Origin of the sequence: Roseobacter sp. MED193 (assembly GCF_000152965.1) — a bacterium.
GTDB lineage: Bacteria > Pseudomonadota > Alphaproteobacteria > Rhodobacterales > Rhodobacteraceae > Pseudophaeobacter.
Map to the genome: position 1 here is coordinate 2,765,169 of NZ_CH902583.1, position 22,394 is coordinate 2,787,562.

The 22,394-nt window shown below is 57.5% G+C and carries 28 protein-coding genes; 5 read left to right on the forward strand and 23 right to left on the reverse strand.

Annotated features, from left to right (window positions below; translation table 11 throughout):
- Positions 1-126: 126 nt before the first annotated feature.
- The 3 genes from MED193_RS15545 to MED193_RS15555 form a co-directional block, all read right to left on the reverse strand.
- Positions 127-477, reverse strand: coding sequence for an antibiotic biosynthesis monooxygenase (locus tag MED193_RS15545; RefSeq protein WP_009810705.1), 351 nt, complete (start codon positions 475-477; stop codon positions 127-129).
- Positions 474-809 (reverse strand): NIPSNAP family protein, encoded by a 336-nt coding sequence (locus MED193_RS15550; protein ID WP_009810706.1) that lies wholly within the window; start codon positions 807-809, stop codon positions 474-476. Before MED193_RS15550 ends, MED193_RS15545 begins: the two co-directional genes overlap by 4 nt.
- 149 nt (positions 810-958) lie before the next feature.
- On the reverse strand, positions 959-1,414 hold the full coding sequence (locus MED193_RS15555; protein ID WP_009810707.1) for a DUF4399 domain-containing protein: 456 nt from the start codon (positions 1,412-1,414) through the stop codon (positions 959-961).
- Between the two features lie 203 nt (positions 1,415-1,617).
- Between MED193_RS15555 and MED193_RS15560 the strand changes: the two genes are divergently transcribed.
- Together MED193_RS15560 and MED193_RS15565 are read left to right on the forward strand one after the other, a co-directional pair.
- A complete protein-coding gene (locus tag MED193_RS15560; RefSeq protein ID WP_009810708.1) occupies positions 1,618-2,535 on the forward strand; it encodes an AEC family transporter in 918 nt (305 codons plus the stop codon).
- Between the two features lie 144 nt (positions 2,536-2,679).
- Positions 2,680-3,597, forward strand: coding sequence for a LysR family transcriptional regulator (locus tag MED193_RS15565; RefSeq protein WP_009810709.1), 918 nt, complete (start codon positions 2,680-2,682; stop codon positions 3,595-3,597).
- Between the two features lie 115 nt (positions 3,598-3,712).
- Here MED193_RS15565 and MED193_RS15570 read toward each other — a convergent pair whose 3' ends face one another.
- The 10 genes from MED193_RS15570 to trmD form a co-directional block, all read right to left on the reverse strand.
- On the reverse strand, positions 3,713-4,702 hold the full coding sequence (locus MED193_RS15570) for an OmpA family protein (protein ID WP_009810710.1): 990 nt from the start codon (positions 4,700-4,702) through the stop codon (positions 3,713-3,715).
- A complete protein-coding gene (locus MED193_RS15575) occupies positions 4,699-5,271 on the reverse strand; it encodes a peroxidase-related enzyme (protein ID WP_009810711.1) in 573 nt (190 codons plus the stop codon). Before MED193_RS15575 ends, MED193_RS15570 begins: the two co-directional genes overlap by 4 nt.
- Before the next feature lie 6 nt (positions 5,272-5,277).
- On the reverse strand, positions 5,278-6,012 hold the full coding sequence (locus MED193_RS15580) for a GNAT family N-acetyltransferase (RefSeq protein ID WP_009810712.1): 735 nt from the start codon (positions 6,010-6,012) through the stop codon (positions 5,278-5,280).
- A gap of 2 nt (positions 6,013-6,014) precedes the next feature.
- A complete protein-coding gene (locus tag MED193_RS15585; RefSeq protein ID WP_009810713.1) occupies positions 6,015-6,737 on the reverse strand; it encodes a molybdopterin-binding protein in 723 nt (240 codons plus the stop codon).
- A gap of 290 nt (positions 6,738-7,027) precedes the next feature.
- Positions 7,028-7,837 (reverse strand): division plane positioning ATPase MipZ, encoded by an 810-nt coding sequence (locus MED193_RS15590; protein ID WP_009810714.1) that lies wholly within the window; start codon positions 7,835-7,837, stop codon positions 7,028-7,030.
- A gap of 341 nt (positions 7,838-8,178) precedes the next feature.
- Positions 8,179-8,511: a hypothetical protein gene (locus MED193_RS15595; protein WP_009810715.1), complete on the reverse strand. Its 333-nt coding sequence runs from the start codon at positions 8,509-8,511 to the stop codon at positions 8,179-8,181.
- Between the two features lie 168 nt (positions 8,512-8,679).
- The gene (gene rpmE, locus MED193_RS15600; RefSeq protein WP_009810716.1) at positions 8,680-8,901 is read right to left on the reverse strand and encodes a 50S ribosomal protein L31; all 222 of its coding nucleotides are present in this window, start codon (positions 8,899-8,901) and stop codon (positions 8,680-8,682) included.
- An 11-nt stretch (positions 8,902-8,912) separates the two neighbouring features.
- The gene (gene rplS / locus MED193_RS15605) at positions 8,913-9,287 is read right to left on the reverse strand and encodes a 50S ribosomal protein L19 (protein ID WP_009810717.1); all 375 of its coding nucleotides are present in this window, start codon (positions 9,285-9,287) and stop codon (positions 8,913-8,915) included.
- Positions 9,288-10,015: 728 nt separating this feature from the next.
- Entirely contained in the window at positions 10,016-11,473 is a 1,458-nt protein-coding gene (locus MED193_RS15610) for a M20 family peptidase (protein ID WP_009810718.1), read from the reverse strand.
- Positions 11,474-11,593: 120 nt separating this feature from the next.
- Positions 11,594-12,427 carry a tRNA (guanosine(37)-N1)-methyltransferase TrmD gene (trmD, locus tag MED193_RS15615; protein WP_039966953.1) on the reverse strand — a complete coding sequence of 278 codons (834 nt, stop codon included), beginning with the start codon at positions 12,425-12,427 and terminating at the stop codon, positions 11,594-11,596.
- A gap of 68 nt (positions 12,428-12,495) precedes the next feature.
- Here trmD and MED193_RS15620 point away from each other — a divergent pair, with 68 nt between their 5' ends.
- A complete protein-coding gene (locus tag MED193_RS15620; RefSeq protein ID WP_157041383.1) occupies positions 12,496-13,524 on the forward strand; it encodes an aminoglycoside phosphotransferase family protein in 1,029 nt (342 codons plus the stop codon).
- 9 nt (positions 13,525-13,533) lie between these two features.
- Here the strand turns inward: MED193_RS15620 and rimM are convergent, their stop codons facing one another.
- The 10 genes from rimM to MED193_RS15665 all read right to left on the reverse strand — a co-directional run bounded on the left by rimM (position 13,534) and on the right by MED193_RS15665 (position 19,323).
- A complete protein-coding gene (rimM, locus tag MED193_RS15625; protein ID WP_009810721.1) occupies positions 13,534-14,049 on the reverse strand; it encodes a ribosome maturation factor RimM in 516 nt (171 codons plus the stop codon).
- 4 nt (positions 14,050-14,053) lie between these two features.
- Complete coding sequence (locus MED193_RS23105) at positions 14,054-14,194, reverse strand: hypothetical protein (RefSeq protein WP_009810722.1); 141 nt, start codon at positions 14,192-14,194, stop codon at positions 14,054-14,056.
- Positions 14,195-14,198: 4 nt separating this feature from the next.
- Positions 14,199-14,876: a 5,6-dimethylbenzimidazole synthase gene (gene bluB, locus MED193_RS15630; protein ID WP_009810723.1), complete on the reverse strand. Its 678-nt coding sequence runs from the start codon at positions 14,874-14,876 to the stop codon at positions 14,199-14,201.
- Between the two features lie 4 nt (positions 14,877-14,880).
- A complete protein-coding gene (gene rpsP / locus MED193_RS15635; RefSeq protein ID WP_009810724.1) occupies positions 14,881-15,240 on the reverse strand; it encodes a 30S ribosomal protein S16 in 360 nt (119 codons plus the stop codon).
- Between the two features lie 39 nt (positions 15,241-15,279).
- Positions 15,280-15,606 carry a chorismate mutase gene (locus MED193_RS15640; protein WP_009810725.1) on the reverse strand — a complete coding sequence of 109 codons (327 nt, stop codon included), beginning with the start codon at positions 15,604-15,606 and terminating at the stop codon, positions 15,280-15,282.
- Positions 15,599-16,201 (reverse strand): GNAT family N-acetyltransferase, encoded by a 603-nt coding sequence (locus MED193_RS15645; RefSeq protein WP_009810726.1) that lies wholly within the window; start codon positions 16,199-16,201, stop codon positions 15,599-15,601. Before MED193_RS15645 ends, MED193_RS15640 begins: the two co-directional genes overlap by 8 nt.
- Positions 16,198-16,725, reverse strand: coding sequence for a GNAT family N-acetyltransferase (locus MED193_RS15650; RefSeq protein ID WP_009810727.1), 528 nt, complete (start codon positions 16,723-16,725; stop codon positions 16,198-16,200). Before MED193_RS15650 ends, MED193_RS15645 begins: the two co-directional genes overlap by 4 nt.
- Positions 16,722-17,264 carry a GNAT family N-acetyltransferase gene (locus tag MED193_RS15655; protein ID WP_009810728.1) on the reverse strand — a complete coding sequence of 181 codons (543 nt, stop codon included), beginning with the start codon at positions 17,262-17,264 and terminating at the stop codon, positions 16,722-16,724. Before MED193_RS15655 ends, MED193_RS15650 begins: the two co-directional genes overlap by 4 nt.
- Position 17,265: 1 nt before the next feature.
- Positions 17,266-18,795, reverse strand: a complete 1,530-nt coding sequence (ffh, locus tag MED193_RS15660; RefSeq protein ID WP_009810729.1) for a signal recognition particle protein — start codon at positions 18,793-18,795, stop codon at positions 17,266-17,268.
- A 162-nt stretch (positions 18,796-18,957) separates the two neighbouring features.
- Positions 18,958-19,323 carry a hypothetical protein gene (locus MED193_RS15665; protein ID WP_157041385.1) on the reverse strand — a complete coding sequence of 122 codons (366 nt, stop codon included), beginning with the start codon at positions 19,321-19,323 and terminating at the stop codon, positions 18,958-18,960.
- Between the two features lie 350 nt (positions 19,324-19,673).
- Here MED193_RS15665 and MED193_RS15670 point away from each other — a divergent pair, with 350 nt between their 5' ends.
- Together MED193_RS15670 and MED193_RS15675 are read left to right on the forward strand one after the other, a co-directional pair.
- Positions 19,674-21,644 carry an elongation factor G gene (locus MED193_RS15670; protein WP_009810731.1) on the forward strand — a complete coding sequence of 657 codons (1,971 nt, stop codon included), beginning with the start codon at positions 19,674-19,676 and terminating at the stop codon, positions 21,642-21,644.
- Between the two features lie 203 nt (positions 21,645-21,847).
- A complete protein-coding gene (locus MED193_RS15675) occupies positions 21,848-22,378 on the forward strand; it encodes a prolyl-tRNA synthetase associated domain-containing protein (protein WP_009810732.1) in 531 nt (176 codons plus the stop codon).
- Positions 22,379-22,394: the final 16 nt, after the last annotated feature.

Here is a 22,394-nt window from a genome sequence, read left to right on the forward strand (position 1 = left end):
CTGGCTATGCCAGGCCACCGTCTTTGCGGGCAAGAGGGCAGCGCCCCGCGCAAAGCGGGGCGCTGCCCCCAACGGAAGGCGGCTTTGCCCAAAGCCAACGACGGGCGGGAGCCGCCCCTTGGCGGGTCAATCCACAGCATGGGAGGCTCTGCTATCTGCAGGGGCCTCCTGCCGGTCGTGCATGCCATAATCGCGCAGGACTTCAGCCACTCTGAGCCGATAGTTGGCAAAGATGCCTGCGCGGCCTTTGGTTTGTGCACTGCGATGTTCGGCCAATTGCCGCCATTGCAACACCGCCGCCTCATCTCGGAAAAAAGACAGGGACAGCAGCTTGTTTGGCTGACTGAGGCTCTGGAACCGTTCCACGGAAAGAAACCCATCCACCTGTTCCAGCAGGGGTTTCAGCTCGCTTGCGGCCTCCAGATAGCTGGCTTGTTGCCCCTCGGCGATCTCAACCTCAAAAATGACAGCTATCACTTGCGCGCTCCTGTGTTGGGGCCATGCGGCGCAGAGGCCAGTTTCAAAAAACTGCGTTCCTCGCGCAGGATAAATCGCTCTTTCTGGGCAAAGGCGTAGTTTTCCTGTCCCAGAGGGTCGGCGGCCAACCGCGCCCGATAGGCCTCGTAGCTGGCCAGGTCCGCAATATTGTAAATCCCATAAGCCTGGGTTGCGGATCCTTCATGTGGGGCAAAATAGCCGATCAAATCGGCACCGTTGCGCGGAATAGCCTGCCCCCAATTCTGCGCGTAGCGACGAAAATCCTCCGTCTTGGTCGGATCGATCTGATAGCGGATAATACAGGTGAGCATTCTGAGGTCCTTTGTGCTTGGGACCCTGTTCATAGCCCTCTGAGCAAACAAAACGCTTCGGTCCGGAGCGAACTCTTCGCAGCACAGCCTGTCCTCTTTGCTATGCAGCGCGACGTCAGCCGCGCTGCAACAAGACCCCTATCTCTGCTCTAGTCTGTTACGGTAATGGTGATCACCTCCGAAACGATCGGAGTGCTATGGGGGACATGTCCCAGATCCCCCATCACCAGCTGCAAAGTATGCGCACCTGGCGCCAGTTCCACCGTGGTTTCGGTCTGACCGCCGCCGAAATGCAGGTGGTTCTCATCGGCCGGAATACCATAGGACAACTCATCTGCGCCATCTTCGCCTTGCCCCAAAGGCGCGCGATCGATCAGCAAATGATGGTGACCGGTGTTTTCCTTTTCTGTCCCTGCTGGCGCAACTCCCATGCCGTTCAGGCCAAAAACCACCTTCACGGGCGAGCTGACCTGGGCCCCATCTTCCAGATTGACGATATAGACCCTGGCCTCCGGATTTGCAGCGGTCTCGCCGCCTGCCCATAGGGGTGAGGCCAAAAGGGCCGCAGAAAAGAGGCCGACACCGAGTGTTGTGAAACGTTTCATACTTATTCCTCCCAAACCAATTAAACCCAGCCAGCTTAGCCGATTGGATGCAAAATCAAAGCCAGTGTCATTCACGTTTTATCCAGTCTGCTGCATAGCCCTGATTTCAAGACTGATCTTTGCGACGCTAGGTCGGAAAATGCACTTGCCGTTGCGCCTGCCCCCTATCAAGGTGCGAGGCATCATACCCCATCGAGGCTCCAATGATCTTTGCCACAATTCTTCTGGGCCTTATCCCAAGCTTTTTGATGGTTGCCATCGGTGGGCTGGTTCGTAATCGCCTCAGTCCCGAAGCCTGGCAGGGACTGGATCGGCTCAACTTTGAAGTCCTGTTTCCGGCTTTGCTGTTCTTTGCGGCCTGCGGACGCCCTATTGCTCCGGTTGAAATCCTGCGCATCGGCCCGGCCGTCTGGACGATCATGTTGCTGGCCCTTGCCTTGGGCTATCTGGCCCGGCGCCTGGGGCCGGACAGTTTTCTTGATTTCGCCGGGGCCTGGCAGACAAGCTGGCGTTTTAACACTGCCATTGCCTTTGTGGCCATACCTACCCTGGATCCCGCTCTGATTGGGCAAATGGCCATTGCCGTGGGCATGGCTGTTCCCGTGGCCAATATCCTGGCGGTCACCGCCCTGTCGCGCGGCGGTAGCCTGTCCTTTGTCTCTACCCTTAAAAAAGTCATGGGCAACCCATTCTTGATTGCCTCGGTTGCTGGGGTTGCGGTCGGGGTTTCCGGTTACAAGATCCCATCGTCACTTCTCGCCCCGGCCGAAATGCTGGCAAAGGCCGCCATTCCGATTGCCCTGCTCTCAATTGGTGCCACGATGAATTGGCAGGCGTTGACGCGGCTCGACAGATTCAACGGCGCTCTGTGTCTGGTCCGACTGGTCCTGGCCCCTGCAATTGTGTTTGGCCTCTGTCTGACCTGGCAACTCGGAGGCGCGCTGTCGGCTGTCTTCATCCTGTTTGCCGCTTTGCCTACCGCTTCGGCGGCGCATGTGCTGGCTTCTGGTTTTGGAGCGGATCGCAGGTTGGTGGCGACCTTGATCGCGCAATCTACTTTGCTAGCTGCGGTGACATTGCCTCTGTGGATCTTGGCGACCAAACTGGTTTTCCTGAACTAAAGGTCAAATTTGGCCCCATTGTGTAAGTGTTTCCGCTCGTGGAACGATGTTGTGAAAACCCTGCAATTATCCCACCACCGCCCCGTTCTTGCCCGAATTCAGCGCCAAACACAGGTCCAGACGAGACAATTAGAGGACCTGTTGATGGATCGACTGACCGAAATGGAGGCCTTTGCCAATGTCGTAGACCAAGGCGGGTTTACTGATGCCGCAAAGAAGATGGGGATTTCCAAATCCGCCGTATCAAAACATGTTTCCAGCCTGGAGACCCGGCTGGGTGCCCGGCTGCTCAACCGGACGACCCGCCGCGTCTCGCCGACGGAGATTGGCCTAGCCTATTATGACCGCGCCCGCCGGGTGCTGAATGATGCGGGCGAAGCTGACGCGCTGGTCTCATCAATGCAGTCTGCGCCTTCGGGTTTGCTTCGCATTTCGGTGGCAACTGATTTTGGTGTCAATCATCTGTCGCCAGTGCTGTCTGATTTCCTACGAGATTTCCCCGATATCACTGTCAATATGGTCTTGAACAATCGCTACGTTGAGCTGATTTCTGAAGGCTTTGATATGGCCCTGCGTATTGGGGAGCTGGAAGACAGCTCGCTGAAGGCGCGAAAGCTCACCGAGACCACCAAGCGGATGATTGCTTCGCCCAGCTATCTGGAGCAATTTGGCCGCCCGCAAAAGATCGACGATCTGAATAGCCACAAATTGCTGCACTATTCCAATCAATCCAGTGGCAATGTCTGGAAGATCACTGCCCCCTCTGGTGAGAAACGCCAGGTGCGCACCACCGGCTGGCTGTCGGTGAATGACGGTCAATCTCTTCTGAACGCCGCGATCTCGGGGCTCGGCATTGCCTATCTGCCTAGCTATCTCTATTCCGAAGCCATGGAGGAAGGCCTGGTCGAAGACGTCATGCCCAACCTGCCAATGGAGACCCAGGGCATCTATGCGGTCTACCCTCCGGGTAAATTCACCCAGCCCAAAGTGCGCGCCTTTATCGATTTTCTGGCGCATTCCTTTGCCGGCAAAGACAGCGAAGATTGGCGACAGTCCGCCTAATTGGCGCTGCACGTCTCCTCGTTTTATCTGCTCAGAACTGCTCTTGCTTTGGCGGAGCAGTTTTTTGCTGCCGTCTTGCGGGGGGCAGACCTTATTGGAGCGACTTAGAGGATCATCATCTTGCCAGAAGCACCACTTCGACCCGACGGTTTTTCTCTCTTCCGGCAGCGGTGAGATTGCTGGCGATGGGAGCCATATAGCCGGCGCCGGCTATTGAAATGCGCCCTTCAGCGACGCCAAGGGCTGACACCAGAGCATCTTTGACCATCTGAGCGCGCCGCAGCGAAAGACTGGTGTTATCTTCAAGACCGCCAACGCTGTCGGTGTGACCAACGATCAGCACCTGAGCTTTAGACTGCTCTTCCATGAACCCTGCCAGCCCCCTCAGGCTGGTTATGGCCTCTGGCGACAGTGTTTCAGCGCCAGTTTCAAAAACCACGCCGTCCAACACCACATGGCCTTGCTGTTCCAACAGGTCTTTCAGATCTGAGGCTGGATTTGATTTTTGTACAGGCGGGGATCCGGCAGAGGGCGTCTCTGCGGGGGCAAGGGCGAGCTGGGGTTGTCTTTGCGGACCGACCTCAATCATCTGAATATAGGTCGCTGATCCGCTGCGAGACACCAGCAGTGACACCGTCTGAACGGCATCAGATTCGATTTCTGTGATCACCGGTTTTTGCGCGGCCAGGAAATGGTAGTCAGACAGGCTGACGACCATGTCAGGCGCAGGCACCACCTCGATGCCAAAGCGAAAGTCAAAACCGCCGCATTGGCGGGTTTCGCATTGAAACAGAATCTCGTAGCCCTGCTGCACCAACTGGCTCCGCAGGACATCGAGCACCTGCAAAACAGTGGCATCGCCCGACAGATGCCAGGTACGTCGCAGGATATGACCTTCTTGTAGGCGCAAGGGAATACCGCCCGCGCCGAAGGCGCCAACCGGCAGGGCATAGGTGCCCAGTGCTGTTTCCCGCTGCGACCGTTCGATAGCCCCGTCAGGCAGCCGCAGCGGCGCCGCTTCCCCAGATTGCGCCTGGGCCCAGAGGGGCAAAGGCGGCAGTATCAGACAGCTGCCAAGCGCCCAAACAGCAAGTTGGCGGATCATCTGAACTGCGCGTGGTATTCGTCGTTTGGCACCATGCCCGTAGCCGAGGCGACGCGATTGGACATATTGTAAAAGCCGGTGACATTGGCAATGTCCCAGATATCGCGATCTGTAAAGCCAACCTGGCGTAGGGTTTCCCGGTCGGTTTCCTCAATCTCGGTGCTGGCCTTAGTGACTTTGATGGCAAAATCCAGCATTGCGCGCTGACGTGCGTCCAGCGGTGCCACACGGTAGTTCATCACCAGCATCTCGCCCAATTTGGGATCACCGGACAGCTGACGGACCGCGGCGCCATGGGAGGCGAGGCAATAAAAGCAGCTGTTCACAGCAGAGACCACAACGGCGATCATCTCCCGGTCCAGCTTGCTTAGGGCGCTGTCGCCCAGCATCAGCTCGTTGTAAAGCGCGCTAAAGGTGTTGAGCTTATTCTCATCAAAGGCATGGGCGCGCAGCACGTTGGGCACCATCCCCAGCTTTTCCTGACAGATGTCAAAGTACTTTTTCATGCCCGCTGGCAGTGGATCCAAAGCAGGGAGGTCGAGTGCGGTGGGTGGTGTTTGATCTGTCATGATGAATTAAGCTCCTGAAGGCAATTGGCGATAATGATATTGTCCGCCGTTGGTCATTCCCAATGAGGCATATAGTCCGTTTGCTCCCGCATTTTCCTTGGTACAGAGGACCGCCATTTCTGTGGCACCGTTTTCCGCTGCCCAAAATGCGGCTTGGCGCATCATCCAGACGCCCATGCCACGGCGACGCTGATGTGGCAGGATTTCCAAGGCATGCACCATGGCCACGCCATCATGCACTGCAACGAATCCCGCGCCAGCTGGCTTATCGTCATAGCGCCCCAGCAAGGCCGCCTTTGGGCCCGAAACGCGTTCCATGATGGCCTGGCGCGCCATACCGATGCCCCCTGCAATCCAGATCTCACGCTGAATTTCCAATGGCGACCAAAGCGCAAAGGTGGTGACGCGGGGGATTTCGACATCCATCAGCTTTTCGATAGGGCAAACCCAGAGGTTGACCGGGTCTTTCACAAGGTAACCACGCGCGCCAAGCTGGGCGTCCAGATCATCCTGCCCGTCCCGGATCATAAATAGACAATCCTGCCCCATTGCCCGCATGGCCTGTTCTGCCGTTTCGATTTCGGCCTCTGTGGCGCTGCCTTCGACGCTGGCTGCCGAAACCCGACTGCCGCCGCCCTGGCCTTCGCGCAGAGTGATTGAGCCCAGCTGGCGTTTTGCAGCTGTGGGCCATGTGGCTTCAACCACCGCATAGTATTTGGGATCTGTCAGAGTGGTACTCATGGCTATAGCCCCATTTCCTGTGCCAGTTCGCGCATCGCTGCGTCGACTGCTGCGCCATTGTGGCCTCGTATCACCACATTGGCGCCATAGGCTCCGTTGTGTTGAAATGGATAGCAGCCAATGGAGAGCTCGCTATGGCGTGCCGCTAGATCCGACAGAAAAGCGGCAATATCACCTTCACCGCGCATCAGGCGCAGGCTTTGTGACAACAGCGGCTCCCCACCGGTCAAGCCGGGCAGGACGCTTGCCACCATCGCCTGAAATACCATTGGCACCCCGGCCATCACATGTACGTTGTCCAGAGTGAACCCAGGCGCCGAGGAGACCGGATTGTCGATGAGGGTTGCCCCGTCGGGGATCCGCGCCATGCGTAGGCGGGCTGCGTTTAGCTCTTGCCCCGAATTGGCGTAGTGCGCGGCCAGAATGGCGCGGGCGTCATCGCGGATACCCAAATGTCTGTCAAAGGCCTGCGCAATGCAATCTGCGGTAATATCGTCATGTGTGGGACCAATGCCGCCACTGGTAAAGACATGGTCAAAACCCGCGCTCAGTGCCTGAACGGCTGCGATAATCACTGGGGCATCATCGCTGACCACGCGGACCTCCTTGAGGTCAATGCCGTGTTTGGTCAGTTCTCCGGCCAGAAAATGCGTATTGGTATCACGGGTGCGTCCAGATAGGATTTCATCTCCGATGACCAACATTGCGGCACTGGGGTTGGGCATCTTCTCTCTCCTATTTCGGCGGTAAATTCGATCCTCGCTGCAAGATAGCCACTCCTGCTATGAGAGCAAGCAGGCATCCCGTCTCAGGTTGGCGCTTGCGAAAGGTTTCTGATCTGGTCGAACAGAATTCTAGCTGCCATGGCGCTTGGAAACCATGCCGACCGGCTGGTTTCGGACCGCTTTGTGACGGGGGTGCGCAGCCTGTTGGTTTCGACTTACCAAAAGAAAGCGAGAGGACAGCTGGAGCTGTCCAGTAGGGCGAGATCTTACTAGGGGACGGAGAAAACGCCTTAGATATCGATCTCGACACCAGGCAAATTGACGGCCTTCATCATGTCGCGCAGCTCTTGGCGGGCAGCAATGTTGGAGATGTTCAGCTGTTTGATGCCGATGTCCTTGAGATCCAGCAGGGTCAGGCCACGGGGAAACAGTTCGCGAAAAATGACTCGCTCAGAAAAGCCGGGTGCAACGCGAAAGCCGATGCGTTTGGACAGCATGTTGATGGCGCGTTCCATCTTTTCCTTATTGACCATTCGCTGGGTGCCGACACGGTTGCGGATCACTACCCAGTCGATGGGCTTCAAACCGGCCTGGGCGCGCAGCTGGCGGGCGTTCCAAACCATTTCGGAATAGACCGAGGGACCGGTGATCTTTTCACCCTTCTGGTCGGTATGCGCCAGGAGGTCGAAATCAACAAAGCTGTCATTCAGCGGTGTGATTAGGGTATCAGCCAGGGAATGTGCCACCTGGCTCAGCCGGGTGTGTGATCCAGGGCAATCAATCAGGATGAAATCATTATCCGGCTCCAGGCTGGAGACAGCAGCAGAGAGACGGTGATCATAGATGTTTTCGCCAGGTTGCAGGCTATCCGCATCGATTTCGGGCAGTTCATGCAGTTCGACCAAGGGAAGATCGAGCGCGGCCTTTGCCATGAACTCTTTGCGGTTCTCAATATAGCGCCCCAAAGAGCGTTGCCGCAGATCAAGGTCCAGAGCAGCGACCTTATGGCCCAGTCGAGCCAGCGTTGTGGCCACATGGATCGAGACGGTAGATTTGCCTGCGCCGCCCTTTTCGTTACCGACGACAATAATATGTGCCATTGCTGTCCCTTGTATCCCATATCTTGGCTGGATGCCATTTGGCAGACCCTACATCGTCTTTTCCGCAAGGAAAAGATTCCGCAGTCCCGATGGGGGGGATTCGTGAAAAATTTCAGTCGGCTGTATCTGAAAAGAGATCACTTATCGGCGCCAGCCAGGCTTGGGACGGCTTCCATTCAGGCGACTTCTGCTGATAGATTGCCTTCCGGATCTGAAAAGCCGAAGTGGTGAGGACCGAATTTGTCTGGCATTCGGAACGCAAACAAATCTCTGACCAAGTCAATCCACAGAAGTCTACATGAGCTTTGGTGCACTGCGAGCCCAGACCTAGCAAACTGAAACTAGTCTTTGCGAACTAAAAGGACGACGCCTGCCGGATCGGAAGTCCAGTGACCGTTCACGTCATCGAGCGGCTCCAATTCATCACGCATCGGACTTTCAAGCGTTTGCAGTGCCTTGTCGGGCTCATCCGTGAGGAGTTCCAGCCAGACATCGACTTGGCTCTGCTTCTCAACCTTGTCGATCCATAACGTCATGCTTCCAAAGGAAAATGCGACACTGTTCGGAAGCTCGTTGATTACGGAAAGCTTTGCCCGATCACGATAGAATGCCACTGTCTCGTCCCATTTGTGCAACGGAACTTTGATCGCAATATTTTTGCCTGGCTCTATCATTTTCTGGTCCTTCGCCCTTCAGTCTATAGCCTATCACAGCCTAAGGGGCCTGTACCAACGCGGACGACCACTTCGTCCGCAAAACAGGCCAACGTGATTTACAGGCATGGCCAAAAAAAACCGCCCCCCAAAGGGAGCGGCATCTTTGAAAGCAAAAGGTCGGGTGGCTTAGAAGCCCAGGCCTTCGTATTTCTTTTTGAACTTGGAAACGCGACCGCCGGCATCCATCAGACGGGTGTTACCACCGGTCCAGGCAGGGTGCACTGTGGGGTCGATGTCCAGCGCCATCTGGTCGCCTTCTTTACCCCAGGTGGAGCGCATTTTCAGAACGGTACCATCGGTCATTTTGACGTCGATGAAGTGGTAATCGGGGTGAATATCTTTTTTCATGATACCGCTCCTTAGGCTTTTTTGGCTTTGTAGTTTGCATCTTCACGGATACGTGCGGACTTACCGCGCAGGGCGCGCAGGTAGTACAGTTTGGCGCGACGAACGCGGCCACGACGCACAACGGTGATGCTGTCGATATTGGTGGAATGCAGTGGGAACACACGTTCCACGCCTTCACCAAAAGAAATCTTGCGAACGGTGAAGGAACCCGCAATGCCAGCGCCATTTTTACGGCTGATGCATACGCCTTCGTAGTTCTGAACGCGCGAACGCGAACCTTCGGTTACTTTATAGCCAACACGGATGGTGTCACCGGCTTTGAAATCGGGGATGTCTTTCCCCAGGGCGGCAACTTGTTCCGCCTCCAGCTGTGCGATCAGGTCCATCTGATCTTCTCCTATTTTGCTCGTGGTTGTTCCACGAAGTATTTGCGCGTCCCGATAGCTCTTGGTCTTCACCGGGTCCCGCATGATGCAGCCCGCCAGAGGTCAGGTCGTCCGTTCATTTTGGTGTGGCGTCGGGGTGCAGCAGAAAAACCGAAGAAAGTTTCCGAAACATTGTCCCAACGTCAAACTGCCCGCAATCGAGCAAGCGATTCCAGACTGGCGTTAATTAGGAGGGTTGCGCCGGTCGGTCAAGGGCAAATGAGCTGTTGGTAGAACTGGGATGGTGGCTTCTGTTGCGGGGATTTGGGTGCTTTGAGATCAAAGGGGAGGTCCAGGCTCCCCCATTGTTTTCCACCTTGCATCGGCTGTCGCCTAGCTTGATAGGATCCCCCCTGAATACTGTTGTTTGGAGTGGCTGCCCTTGCGTTGTGCGCCTGCCAAACTGTCCGTCAACCGGCCCGGCGGCAAAGCCGGATAATTTCAGTTGCTGTGGATACATTTGACACTGTCTTGCGTATTTGCCTCAAGGGAAGTGGATGTCAGGGGGGAGGTGAGTGGCTAAACCAGGACAGCCCGGAATATGGCAAATTTCATTGTTCGCGCCGCTTTGATTGAGATTGGGCATTAGCATAATACGCTTAGAGTATCGGATGCTTGCAGCCTAAGCATGTTCCCTGCTCTGGTAAGCCCTCCAAAGCAGGGAGAGCGATTGCAGCCAGTGCAATCGGTTATTGCTTTTGCAGTAGGGCGCCAAAGAAATTGATGCCGCGCTCTAGGTTCTCGATCGACAGCCGCTCATTGGTGCCATGGAAGCGCGCAAGATCTGAGCCTTCGATTTTGAAGGGGTTGATGCGATAAGCATTCTTGGCGGCCTTGCCGTAGTGCCGCGCGTCAGTTGCCGCAATGGTCAAACCGGGCACCGTGGCCAGCGGACCAAAGGTATCCAGGATCGAGGTCTTAATATCCAGATAGCCTGTGGCCTCGGAAGAGGAGACCGGCGAGGCCGGGTTGGCCTGTTTTTCATCGTATCGGATTTCGATTTCAGGGTCGTCGATCGTTTGGCGCACATGCGCAACGATATCTTGAACGGAGTCGCGCGGGTGGATGCGGAAGTTGATCTTGGCCGAGGCCTCAGCCGCCAGCACGTTGTCTTTGCTCGATCCCGTCAGCATCGTGGGGGCCGTCGTGCTGCGCAACATGGCATCTGTGGTGGGGGAACTCGCCAGAATGGATTCCAGCAGCGGCTTAAACAGCCAGCGATTGGCAAAAACCACCCGCTGCCCAAAGGAGAAATGCCGCCCCAGCGAGTCAAAGAATTCCTCTGACAACCCATTCAGTCCGCCAGGCACCGGATTGTCTTCTAGCCGGGTCACGGCCCTCGCGATGCGGCCCACTGCGGTGACGCGTGGTGGCATCGAGGAATGCCCGCCAGCGGATTTAGCCACCAGTTCTAGCGTCACATAACCTTTTTCCGACAGGTTGATGCTGGCCACAGGTTGATCCAGACCGGGGATAACCTTGTCCAGCACAAAAGACCCCTCATCCAGCATCCAGTCCAGCTCAATGCCCAATTGGTTGAGGTGTACTGCGACCGCCATGGCGCCCAGACCACCGATTTCCTCATCGCCGCCAAAGCTGAAATAGACCGTGCGCTTGGGGGTGAATCCATCTGCAATCATCTTTTCGGCAGCGGTCAGCATGGCGATGACTGCCCCCTTGTCATCCAATGTGCCACGGCCCCAAACGAATTCTTCGTCGATCACTCCGGCAAAGGGCTCATGCTCCCACAGATCATGGGAGCCGGGTGCGATGGGTACGACGTCGTAATGACCCGCCAACAGAATCGGAGCCAGGCTTTCATCGCTGCCTTGCCACTTATAGAGCGGCGTCTGGCGTGCCAAAACTTCGCGGCTCATGGTGTTGTGCACCAGCGGGTAAGTCTCTTCCAGGAAGGTCAGAAAGGCCGCAAAATCTGGGTGTTTCAAATCGGTTGAGACAGTACGGAACTTCACCGCCTCTGACAGATCCTGAGTTGCCTGCTCGATATTGGCTTTCAGATCATAGGTCTCGCCGGTGCTGGAGGTCTCTTCTGGGGTGTAGCGCAGGGTGTTAAAGAGCAGCACGCCCAACAAAACGGTGAGGACCACAACCACTCCCGCTAAGAGACGCAGCAAAAATCGACCCATCAATTCTCTCCCCAGTCTGAGCTGGGCTCTGATCCTGTCGGGGCGCAGCTGCAGTCAAAATACCAAATGGTTAGTGGTATGATGCATAGAAGCGGGGGCGCTGTCGTGGTTGACTATGCGTCACTTTTTCTTCGGTTTGGCCTTGGGCGCGGGCCTGTTGGCCTCATATTCTTGCCATAGATCGGGGCGACGCTCCTGTGTGATCTCTTCTGACATATCCTGGCGCCATTGTGCCACCTTGCCGTGGTGTCCGGACATCAACACATCGGGGATTTTGCGCCCCTGCCATTCCGTGGGGCGGGTATATTGCGGGTGTTCCAGCAGACCGGAGGAGAAACTCTCTTCCTCAGTTGAGGCCTGATTGCCCAGCACGCCGGGGATCAGCCGCACGGTGGCGTCAATCAGCGCCTGCGCGGCCAGTTCGCCGCCTGTCATGACAAAGTCCCCCAGAGAGACCTCCTGGATATTGTAGTGTTCCAAAACTCGCTCATCGACGCCCTCAAAGCGCCCACAAAGCAGCGTCACGCCATCGCACCGTGCCAGGTCTTGCATCAGGGCCTGATCCATGCGCCGCCCGCGCGGGGTGAGATAGATCAGTGGCCAGTTGCCGCCGCGTGCTGCGGTGGTGTCTTGCATGGCCTTGTCGATGGCATTGCCTAGGACATCTGCCCGCAGCACCATGCCAGCGCCGCCACCGGCTGGGGTGTCATCGACGTTGCGATGCTTGCCGATACCAAATTCGCGCAGATCCACTGTCTCCAGCTGCCACAGCCCTTCCTGTAGCGCCTTGCCTGTGAGGCTCTCACCCAACACACCGGGAAAGGCAGTGGGGAACAGCGTCAGGATCTTGGCCTTCCACACGCCAACCAGCTCTGGCGTTGGCGTCATCAACTCACGCGGCTTGAAAGAGGGGCGGATAGCCTTGCGGCCATGGGATTTGTTTGGAGTCGTCATAAAGTTGCTGTTTAGTGCAATCAGGTTTTTGCGCAATAGAAAGCATTGGTGTTTGGATGAATTCAGAAATGCGACCCAAAGCACCAAACCTTGATCCAGATACGGTCCGTGAGGAGGTTCAGGCCCGCACACAGGCACTTTGGCCCCGTGCTGCAGAGGCAGCTGGCCTTGCCGAGGAGGGGGCCGTTTTTCGCAGGCTAGGGTCCAACCGGTTGCTAGAGCATCGCCGCTGTGTGCTGGAGGTCAAGACAGTCGATGGACAGAGCTTTGTGTTGCGGGCTGATTTCGATAGGGTGAACCCTCGGGCGTTGAACCGACAGCTGGAACGGCAAAGCAAGGCCGCCCAAAGCCTTAGGCCAGTGCCTGGTGTGTCTGCTCCCGAGATGTTGTGGAAGGATCCACAACATCCCTATGCTTTAATGGCTTTTGTCCAAGGCGACACAGCTTACCGCACCTTGGCACTGACGGACTATGGCTTTGGAGCTAGAGACGACGTCTTGCGTCGGATCGGCAAGGCTGTGGGTGAACTGCACAGGGTATCGGATGCAGGAGTGAGGCAGTTTTGGCCAAAACCGTTTCTGAAAATGGTCTCTAACCGGGCCCTAGAGGTGCGCGAAGGACAGCTCTGGTTGCCCAAACCCAACAGGTTTCTTGGGTTGTGCGCGCATTTGCATCGCGCCGCCCGGGGGGCGCGGGGCAATGAGTTCCGCAGCGCTTTGGCACATGGTGACTTACATCTGCGCAACATCATCATGTCGGAAAGGGGCGTTTCGTTTATTGATTTTCTGAATCACAACGCCATTTTTCCGCAGCGTGATATTGCCGATATTTGGCTGGCAAACTGCCCGGAGCACCTTGCCTCTGATGGTAACACACCTGGATTCGGCTTGGTCTCTCAGGCGGATTGGGTGGCCTTTGAAGAGGGCTATGGTGCCAGTTTGACGGATGACCCGGTATTCCGGTTTCTGTTTGCTTGGCGCCTGTTCAGGTTTTGGGTCAGCCTGGGCCGGAAGCTGCCAGAGTTGCAACGAAACTCGCAGACGGCCGTATCGGTCGTCCGGGTTCTGGATGCATTGCTCGCAGATGAAGCTGGCTGACCTCTCGGTCTAAAACAAGCCCTCTGGTGGATCTGCGATTATGCGACCCTGTTCCAGATCAACCGTGGGTACAGCTGCCAGGGTAAATGGCAAAAACACAGTTCCTTTCAGCCCCGCGCCTGTCAGTTCCAGCAGATCGCTGGCACCGTGGTTCTGTACAGATTTCACCGTGCCTAACAGGGCGCCGCCGGTGTCAAAGACCTCGACCCCGATCAGGTCGGCGTGGTAATATTCGTCGCTGGGCAGCGTGGGCAATTTATCACGGGTGGTGAACAGGCGGATACCTTTGAGCGCATCGGCCTGTTCTTTGGTTTCCACAGTGCTGATGCGACCAGTAAAGCCGCCCTTTACCGCGCGGCCCAGGGTGAGACTGAAACTCTGACTGCCGTCTTCATTGGTGAGCGGTGAATAGGTTTCGATTTCTTCCGGCTGGGCGCAGAAGCTCTTGAGCCGGACTTCGCCACGCACGCCATAAGATCCAGCAATGGCGCCGACACAAATCAGATCACTTTGGGGGGCACTCATGGGTTCACTCTCCGGCGCAGAACCCGGCGCGCATCCACTGCCCGCCAGACTGTGCGCATAGGTCCTTTTGATGGCTGCGCTCGAATAGAATGCCAGAGGTAAAGGCGATCGCAACAAAAATTACAAGGCGGATCAGACGTCCCATCGGTCTACCGTGTCTCGATTGACAACGACGGCTGACGCTTTTCCCAGCCCTGGCGCTCCAGTTCCGGGCTGTCGTGTAGCGCCTCGGGGAGGCCAATGCAGAAATAGCCGACCAGTTGCCAGTTCTTTGGCACTTGCAGGTCACGGCTGAGCTGATCAGGGTCCAGCACTGAGACCCAGCCCAGTCCCAGTCCTTCGGCGCGCAGGGAAAGCCAGAACAATGTGATGGCTGTGACCACCGAATAGCGTCGCATCTCGGGCATGGTACCGGCACCCAGACCATGGCCCTGCGCTGTCTCGTCATCGCAGTAGATCGCCAATTGAACAGGGGCCTCACGCATGCCCGACAGTTTCAGGTCGGCATAGCGCGTAGCGCGCTCACCCGAATAGCCGGCAAGCGCCTCAGCATTGGCGGTTTCAAAATTTTTCAGGGCGGTACTCCGCGCGGCATCACTGGTGATGCGCAGGATGCGCCAGGGTTCGCTCAACCCCACTGAGGGGGCCAGCTGGATGGTGTTGAGGCAGCGCGCGAGCACTGCCTCATCCACCGGATCCTTGCGGAAGCGACGCACATCGCGCCGCATCCGCATCAGATGGTCAAGCTGGGCGCGGAACGCCTCTGGAAAGGCACCATCAGGCACCTCCCCATCACGCCCCAAAGGGGGCAGGTCCCACGACCCCATTGCCTTATTCCGCGTCTGCGGCTGGCTCGGCGGCCTTGGCTGCTTTTTCTTCGGCGCGTTCCTGGGCTTTCTTGCCAGGGGTGCCCTTCTTGGGGTTGTTGCGCTCTGTTTTTTCACGAACGCCAGCGGCTTCCAGCATACGAGCAATACGGTCGGTAACCTGTGCGCCCTGGTCGAGCCAGTACTGAACGCGCTCCATGTCCATTTTCACGCGCTCTTCGCTGTCTTTGGGCAGCAGAGGGTTATAGGTGCCGAGCTTTTCAACAAAACGGCCGTCACGTGGCATGCGGCTGTCAGCAGCCACGATGCGGTAGAAGGGGCGTTTTTTCGAGCCGCCACGGGCCAGACGAAGTTTGATAGCCATGGGTAGTCTCCTTTGATGGCGTTTACAGGGATTGCCCTGTTATTCCTGGTGTTTCTTGTGGTGTCTGATGACTTCCTGAATGATGAAGTTCAGGAAAGCCTTGGCAAAATCGGGGTCCAGGTTGGCCCGTCTCGCCAAATCTTCGAGCCGCGCGATCTGCTTTGCCTCTCGGGTGGGGTCCGAGGGCGGCAGGTCATGTTCAGCTTTCAGCTGACCAACGGCCTGTGTGTGTTTGAACCGCTCGCCCAGCGTATAGACAAGGATGGCGTCCAGCCGGTCGATGCTTTCACGGTGTCCCATAAGGATCTCGGCGGCGCGGGCTACATCGTCCAGATCGGGCGCGGGAGTGTTGGTCGTATCAGTCAAGAGCCCATCCTTTTGGTTTGAACAGTGGGTCAGCGTAGTGGCTGATTTCCATCTCAATGCCATGGGCGATCTGACTGCCCTGCAACGCTTGCGGGCTGGGATGGCGGTAAACCGCGTCATTGCCGTCGATGGTTGTGGCATCGTGATCTTTCACGGCGCCAAGCCGTTCGGCCAGGCGGATCGAATCCAGGTTCTTGGGGTCAAGGTAGCTGACGGCGGTCTCCCAGCCCATGGTCTCGTAGAAATAGCTGCGGGCCGCGTTGGTGGCTTCCAGCGCATAGCCATGCCCGGCCGCGTCTGGCCAGATGATCCAGGCGATTTCCCGTTCTGGCCAACCCGCAGGCATCCAGCCGCCGGCCATGCCGTAGGTCTCATCCGTTTGCTTGTCGTGGATCATCCACATGCCAAAGCCGTGAATCTGCCAATGGCCGATCTCAGCCGCATAGAGCATCCAGGATTCATAAGCGTTCAACGGCCCGCCCATGAAGCGTGCCCGATAAGAGGAAAAGGTTGCCTCGAAATTTGGATAGTCCTCGGCCTCGGGGCCACGCAGCACCAGGCGTTCGGTCTCAATCACTGGAATACTGTGGCTCATGCGGCCTCCTCCACCTTTGGGTGGCGCCAGATTTCACAAGGGGTGCCGCGCAGCTCGCCAAGATCTTCCATCGTGGCGCCTAGCCGGTGCGCCAACGCTCTTGAGCGGGCGTTGGTGGGGCGGATATAGCTGATAACGCCATCATGACCCTGATGCAGTGCAGCATAGCGACGGGCCGCGCTGGCGGCCTCAGCGGCGATGCCCTTGCCCTCGGCCTGTTCAAACACCGCCCAGCCCAGCTCTGGTTCTTGCCAACCTGGGGCAAAGATAATGCCAGTCCAGCCGACAAAGGCCCTGGTTGCCTTGTCGGTGATATGCCACAGGCCATAGCCATTCAGGGACCAATGCCCCAGCCGGGCCACAAGCGAGTCCCAGGCACCGGCCGCGTCGCGCGGACCGCCAACCGTGTGGCTCCGTTCAGTGGTGAAGAAATCAGCCAGGGGTTTCAGATCCGTGCTATGCGGCGCGCGCAGGATCAGTCGCGCGGTCTCGATCACCAGGATTGGCAGGGGCATTGCGGTCATGCGTAGCCCTCCATGCCGCCAGCGGCGAGATCATCGGGACTCATGTGACGCCAGACTTCCAGGGTGCCCATGCGTACATGGGTGAAATCACCATCGCGGCTTGCCCCCATGCGTTGCGCAACGGCGCGCGAGGCGTGATTGTTTGGGTCAACCAGACTGATCGCTGTTGTCCAGCCTAGAGTCTCATAGGCATAGGTACGCGCAGCGGTGGCGGCCTCGGTGGCGTAGCCCTTACCGCCAAAGCCCTCGAACAGGTCCCAGCCGATTTCTGGCTCGGGCCAGCCCTCGGGATTCCACAAGCCGATTATACCAGCGGGTTTGCCGGTCTCTTTTTCCACCAGGGTCCAACGACCATAGCCCAGCAATTGCCAGTGGCCGATTTCCAGCGCCAGATGGCGCCAGACCTTGTCGCGCTCCATCTGTCCACCGACAAACGCGGCCCGCTCCGAGGCATAGAAGGCGCACAGCGGCTCGAAATCGCTCAACTCTGGCACGCGCATCAAAAGGCGTTCGGTCTCTATGGTGGGAACCTGGATCATGTTATTTCTTTTTGCCAAAACCAGAGAGGCCGCCGGGCAGACCCATTCCACCCATGCCACCCAGACCGGGCAATCCGCCGGGCATCCCCTTGCCGCCACCCATGGCCTTGGCCGCGGCTTCCAGCGCCTTGGGGTCCATCTGGCTGGGGTCCATGCCGGCCATATCGCCCATGCCGCCGCCCTTACCGAGCATGCCTTTCATGGCCTGCTTCAGCATCTTACCTTTGCCCATCTTGCCCATCTTCTTCATCATGTCCGACATCTGACGGTGCATTTTCAGAAGCTTGTTCAGATCAGAGACCTGCATACCAGCGCCGGCCACGATACGCTTTTTGCGGCTGGCCTGCAGAAGGCCGGGGTTGGCACGCTCTTTCTTGGTCATTGACTGGATCATGGCGATCTGGCGCTTGATAACTTTGTCGTCCATGCCGGCATCCTGCACCTGCTTGGCCATTTTACCCATGCCGGGCATCATCGACATCATGCCTTCCATGCCGCCCATCTGCTGCATCTGTTCTAGCTGCATCTTCAGGTCGTTCATGTTGAACTGACCCTTCATCATGCGCTTCATCATGCGCTCGGCCTGTTCGGCCTCGATGGTGTCTTGCGCCTTTTCAACCAGGGCCACGATGTCGCCCATGCCGAGAATACGGCCGGCTACGCGCTCGGGCTCAAAGGTCTCGATGGCGTCCATCTTTTCGCCGAGGCCGACAAAGCGGATCGGCTTACCGGTGACTGCGCGCATCGACAGGGCAGCACCGCCACGGCCGTCACCATCCATCCGGGTGAGCACCACGCCGGAGATGCCGATCTTGGCGTCAAATTCTTCTGCAACCTCAACCGCAACCTGACCGGTCAAGCCGTCAACCACCAAGAGGGTCTCACGCGGAGAGACCACATCGCGGACGTCTTCGACTTCCTGCATCAGGACTTCGTCAATCTGCAGGCGGCCAGCCGTGTCGAGCATATAGACGTCATAGCCACCCAGCGCAGCCTGCTGTTTGGCGCGCTTGGCGATATCAACAGGTTTCTGGCCGGCAACGATCGGCAGGGTGTCGACGCCAATCTGGGCCCCCAGAACCGCCAACTGATCCATCGCGGCCGGGCGATAGACATCGAGCGATGCCATAAGCACCCGCTTGCCTTCTTTGTCTTTCAGCCGTTTGGCCAGCTTACCGGTGGTGGTGGTCTTACCAGAGCCCTGCAAACCTACCATCAGGATCGGCGCAGGCGGGTTGTCGACCTTGAGCGTGCCGAGGTCCTCATTGCCGCGCAGCACCTCCACCAGTGCGTCGTGCACGATCTTGACGACCTGCTGGCCCGGCGTCACCGATTTGGTAACCGATTGGCCAGTGGCCTGTTCCTGTACCTTCTTGACGAAATCACGTGCCACTGGCAGCGACACATCCGCCTCTAGCAGGGCAACGCGGACTTCGCGCAGAGCGGTTTTGACGTCTTCCTCGGACAGGGCGCCCTGTTTGGTTAGCCGGTCAAAGACCCCGGAAAGCCGTTCGGATAAATTTTCAAACATGCTTACGGCCTCCTTCGCCGGTTCCAAAATCAGACACTTCCTACCTAGTAAGCAGGAGGTCCATGCGCAATTGCCCCCACGGGCGTAACACGCTGGTGGAGGGCGATCCCCGACAAGTCAGGGACCGGAAGACTCAAGCTGCTTCCGGATATTGGCCCTGCGTTACGTGGATTGGCCGACAGAGTCAACCCTGGCAGCTTTGAGCCATGCATTCACCCGGTCCGCAATTTCCATCTGGTCTTTTTCCGTCGAAGGCCGTTCAGTCAGATGTTCCATAAGGAGATCGCCATCGCAGTGTAGAAGGAGTGCAGGCAGGAATTCTTGCTTTCCGAACTCCACGGGTTGCGGGCTCAGGGTGTACTCTTTGATATTTTGTAATGGGATGCAGTGTTCCTGGAAATAGAACCCGCCTTTTCTGCGGTAGGTCAACTCAGCCTTTTGTCTGTCGAAGATCAGCTGACTGCGGTCCAGGCTCATTGCGGCCAGGAAAAGCAAAATCACCGCGCCGCAGGCAACAACCGCCGCCATAAAGATGTCACCATCCCACAGCCAGGCTAGGCTGTAGTAGATAGGCAGCAGGGCGGCAGCGGTAAGGAAAACCGGGGCCAGCCTGTCTTGGTATTCCAAAATGAGATGCTATGGCGTTTCACGGGTAATTTTCATATCAAAAACTTACCAATATTTTGGACATGGAGCGAGAGGCATCTGGTCTGTTGCCCTTGACACGTTGGGGGGTGGGTAGACACCATTGGCATCAAGGTCTGGCCGGGAGTGAATGGACAGACGGTGGCGACAGCAGCAAGCGTACAGGCGTAGAGCGACGTGACAGGTCGTAATCCTCTTCGGGCAGCCATTTAGCTGAGGGAGGATCAAGAGATATGCGTGTATTTACCATTTTGGGGCCATCGCAATCCGGCAAAACGACCCTGGCAAGGGCGCTGGCGGGTCTGGACGGGGCCATGGGAAAACGGCGGGAAACGGCAACGGTTGCAGCTATGCAGCCGTTTTCTTTTATGGGAGAGGACTGGGCCGCCATCGAAATTTCTGGGGGAGCAGAGAACCGGGCGCAGGTTGGGCCAGCTCTGACAGCCAGTGATGCAGCGGTACTCTGTGTGCCTGCGGATCCAGAGGCCGCAGTTCTGGCCGCGCCCTATCTGCGCCAGCTGGAGGAGGCAGGGATCCCCGTTTTCCTGTTTGTCAACCGCATGGATCAGGCCACAGGGCGCATTGCCGATATCATTGCGGCTCTGCAAACCTACAGTCAGCACAGTATTGTGCTACGCCAGGTGCCGATCCGCCAAGATGGCCAAGTGGTAGGGGCGGTTGATCTGATTTCTGAGCGCGCTTGGAAGTACATTGAAGACCAGCCCTCGGCCTTGATTGAGCTGCCCGAAGAGATGCAGCTGCGCGAGAAGCAAGCCCGTAGCGAGATGCTGGAGGCCCTGGCAGATTTTGACGACCATTTACTGGAAGAGCTGATCGAAGATCGCGAAGTCTTGGCAGCAGAGGCCTATGATGTGGCGACACAGGTGCTGCAGCATGGTGAGGTTTTTCCGGCGTTTCTGGGGGCGGCGGAACACCGCAATGGGGTCCTGCGATTGATGAAGTCACTGCGTCACGAGGTGCCTCAGGTGGCGGCAACGCGGGCGCGGTTGGCCGGGGCGCATGAGGGCTTGGGGGATGTGGTTGCCGTTGGCTGCATGGCGGATCAGGTCAAGCATCTTGGTAAAACTGTTCTGTTGCGTGCTCTGGATAGCGGCTTGGAGCCAGGGCTCCCGGTGGGCGGCAGCACTCTTGGGGGGCTGACCGGGTTGTCTGCGGCGAGCCCAGGTCATGGTGGCGAAAACGGGAATGGAGAGAGCAGCGTTGCCGCCCAGAGAGGGGGGCTTTTGGCCGGCGATATTGGCCAGGCGGTGAAGTCGGATCATCTCAACCTTGGATATTGCTATACTGCCGATAGCAGCGCTGGGCTGCCGAGCTGGGCGCAGCCAAAGCCTTCAACCTACCGACGTTTGGTGGTCCCGGTGCATGACCGCGACGAAGCGCGGCTCGCGACGGCCCTGGACCGGTTACTCGGGCTCGACCCGGCTGTGGGGCTGGAACAGGATGCGATTTCCGGGCGTGCACTGTTGCATTTGCAGGGCCCGCTGCATCTGCGACGGGTTCTGGCGACGCTGGAAAAGGAATTCGGCGTTGAAGCGCATAGCGAAAGGGTGCCGCCGACCTTTTGTAAAACTCTTAAAAAGCCGGTGGAGCAACAGTACCGGCATAGAAAACAGTCTGGTGGGGCGGGCCAGTTTGCGGATGTATGGATCGAAATCCAGCCGTTGCCGCGTGGCGCAGGCTTCAAATTTCAGGAACAAGTCAAGGGCGGCGCAGTGCCGAAGGCCTATATCACTTCGGTCGAGGCCGGCGTGCGTGAGGCGCTGGACCTGGGCCAGAATGGACATCCGGTGGTGGATGTTGAGGTGACCTTGAAAGATGGCAAACACCACGCGGTGGACAGCTCTGATTTTGCGTTCCGTATTGCGGGGAGAAACGCAGTGCGGAATGCTTTGGATCAGGCAGAGGTTGTTCTTTTGCAGCCGATCATGCGGTTGAACATCCATGCGCCCTCAGTGTTTTCCGGCGGTTTGATACCTTTGGTGAGCAGTTTGAAGGGGCAGGTGCTGGGCCTTGCGGCCGAAGAGCAGGCTGCAGGCTGGGATGTTTTGGAGGTGCTGTTGCCCTTGGCGGCGCAGGATACACTGTGCCACAGCCTTGCCAGTGCCACCCGTGGCACGGGCTGGTTTGAGACAGCTTTTGACCATTATGAGGAGGCCCGCCACGAAGACCCAGCGCCCGCGTAAGCGCAATGGCAAGTAGGCAATGGCAAGAAGATTGGCTGACCGGGAGGGGTGATCTGGCTGCGCAATGACCTGTCCGGACTTGATCGTGCTGCCTGTATCGCAGAGCGACCCGCAGGAGACGTATCTCCACTTGCGTCCACAGGGTATTTTGCGCGATTTGATCAGGAGATATAAATTCCACAGTCTTTGGAGAGATTAATTATATGAACGCTGCCTCCCCTGCTCAGCACACTGCCCAGCCAATCGGCTCTGATGCGCTCCTGGCGCAGCTCACGGAATGGGGGCTGCCCTATACATTGTTTACCCATGTGCCTTTGCGCACTGTGGAGGAGGCCAAACAGGTAGAAGCTGAGATGCAGCAGCCCGGCCTCAGTAGCTTGAAAATCAAGAACCTCTATCTGCGGGATCGCAAAAAGCGAAACTATCTGATTTCCGTCGAGCAGGACCGGGAGATCGACCTTAAAGCGCTGAGCAAGGAAATTGGCGCTGGGGGCCTGAGCTTTGGCTCCAGCGACCGCCTGATGCAGAACTTGGGTATTCTTCCCGGCGCGGTGAGCCCGTTGGCAATGATCACCGGGGTTGGCCAAGGCGTGCGTTTCTACATGGATGCTGCGGCGCGGGATGTGGATGTGATCTATATGCATCCCTTGGTAAATGACCGCACCGTGATGATGGCGCGGGGGGATTTCCTTGCATTTCTGGAGCGGATCGGCTGCGAAATAAACTGGGTTTAGCCGTGGCAAGCAAAAT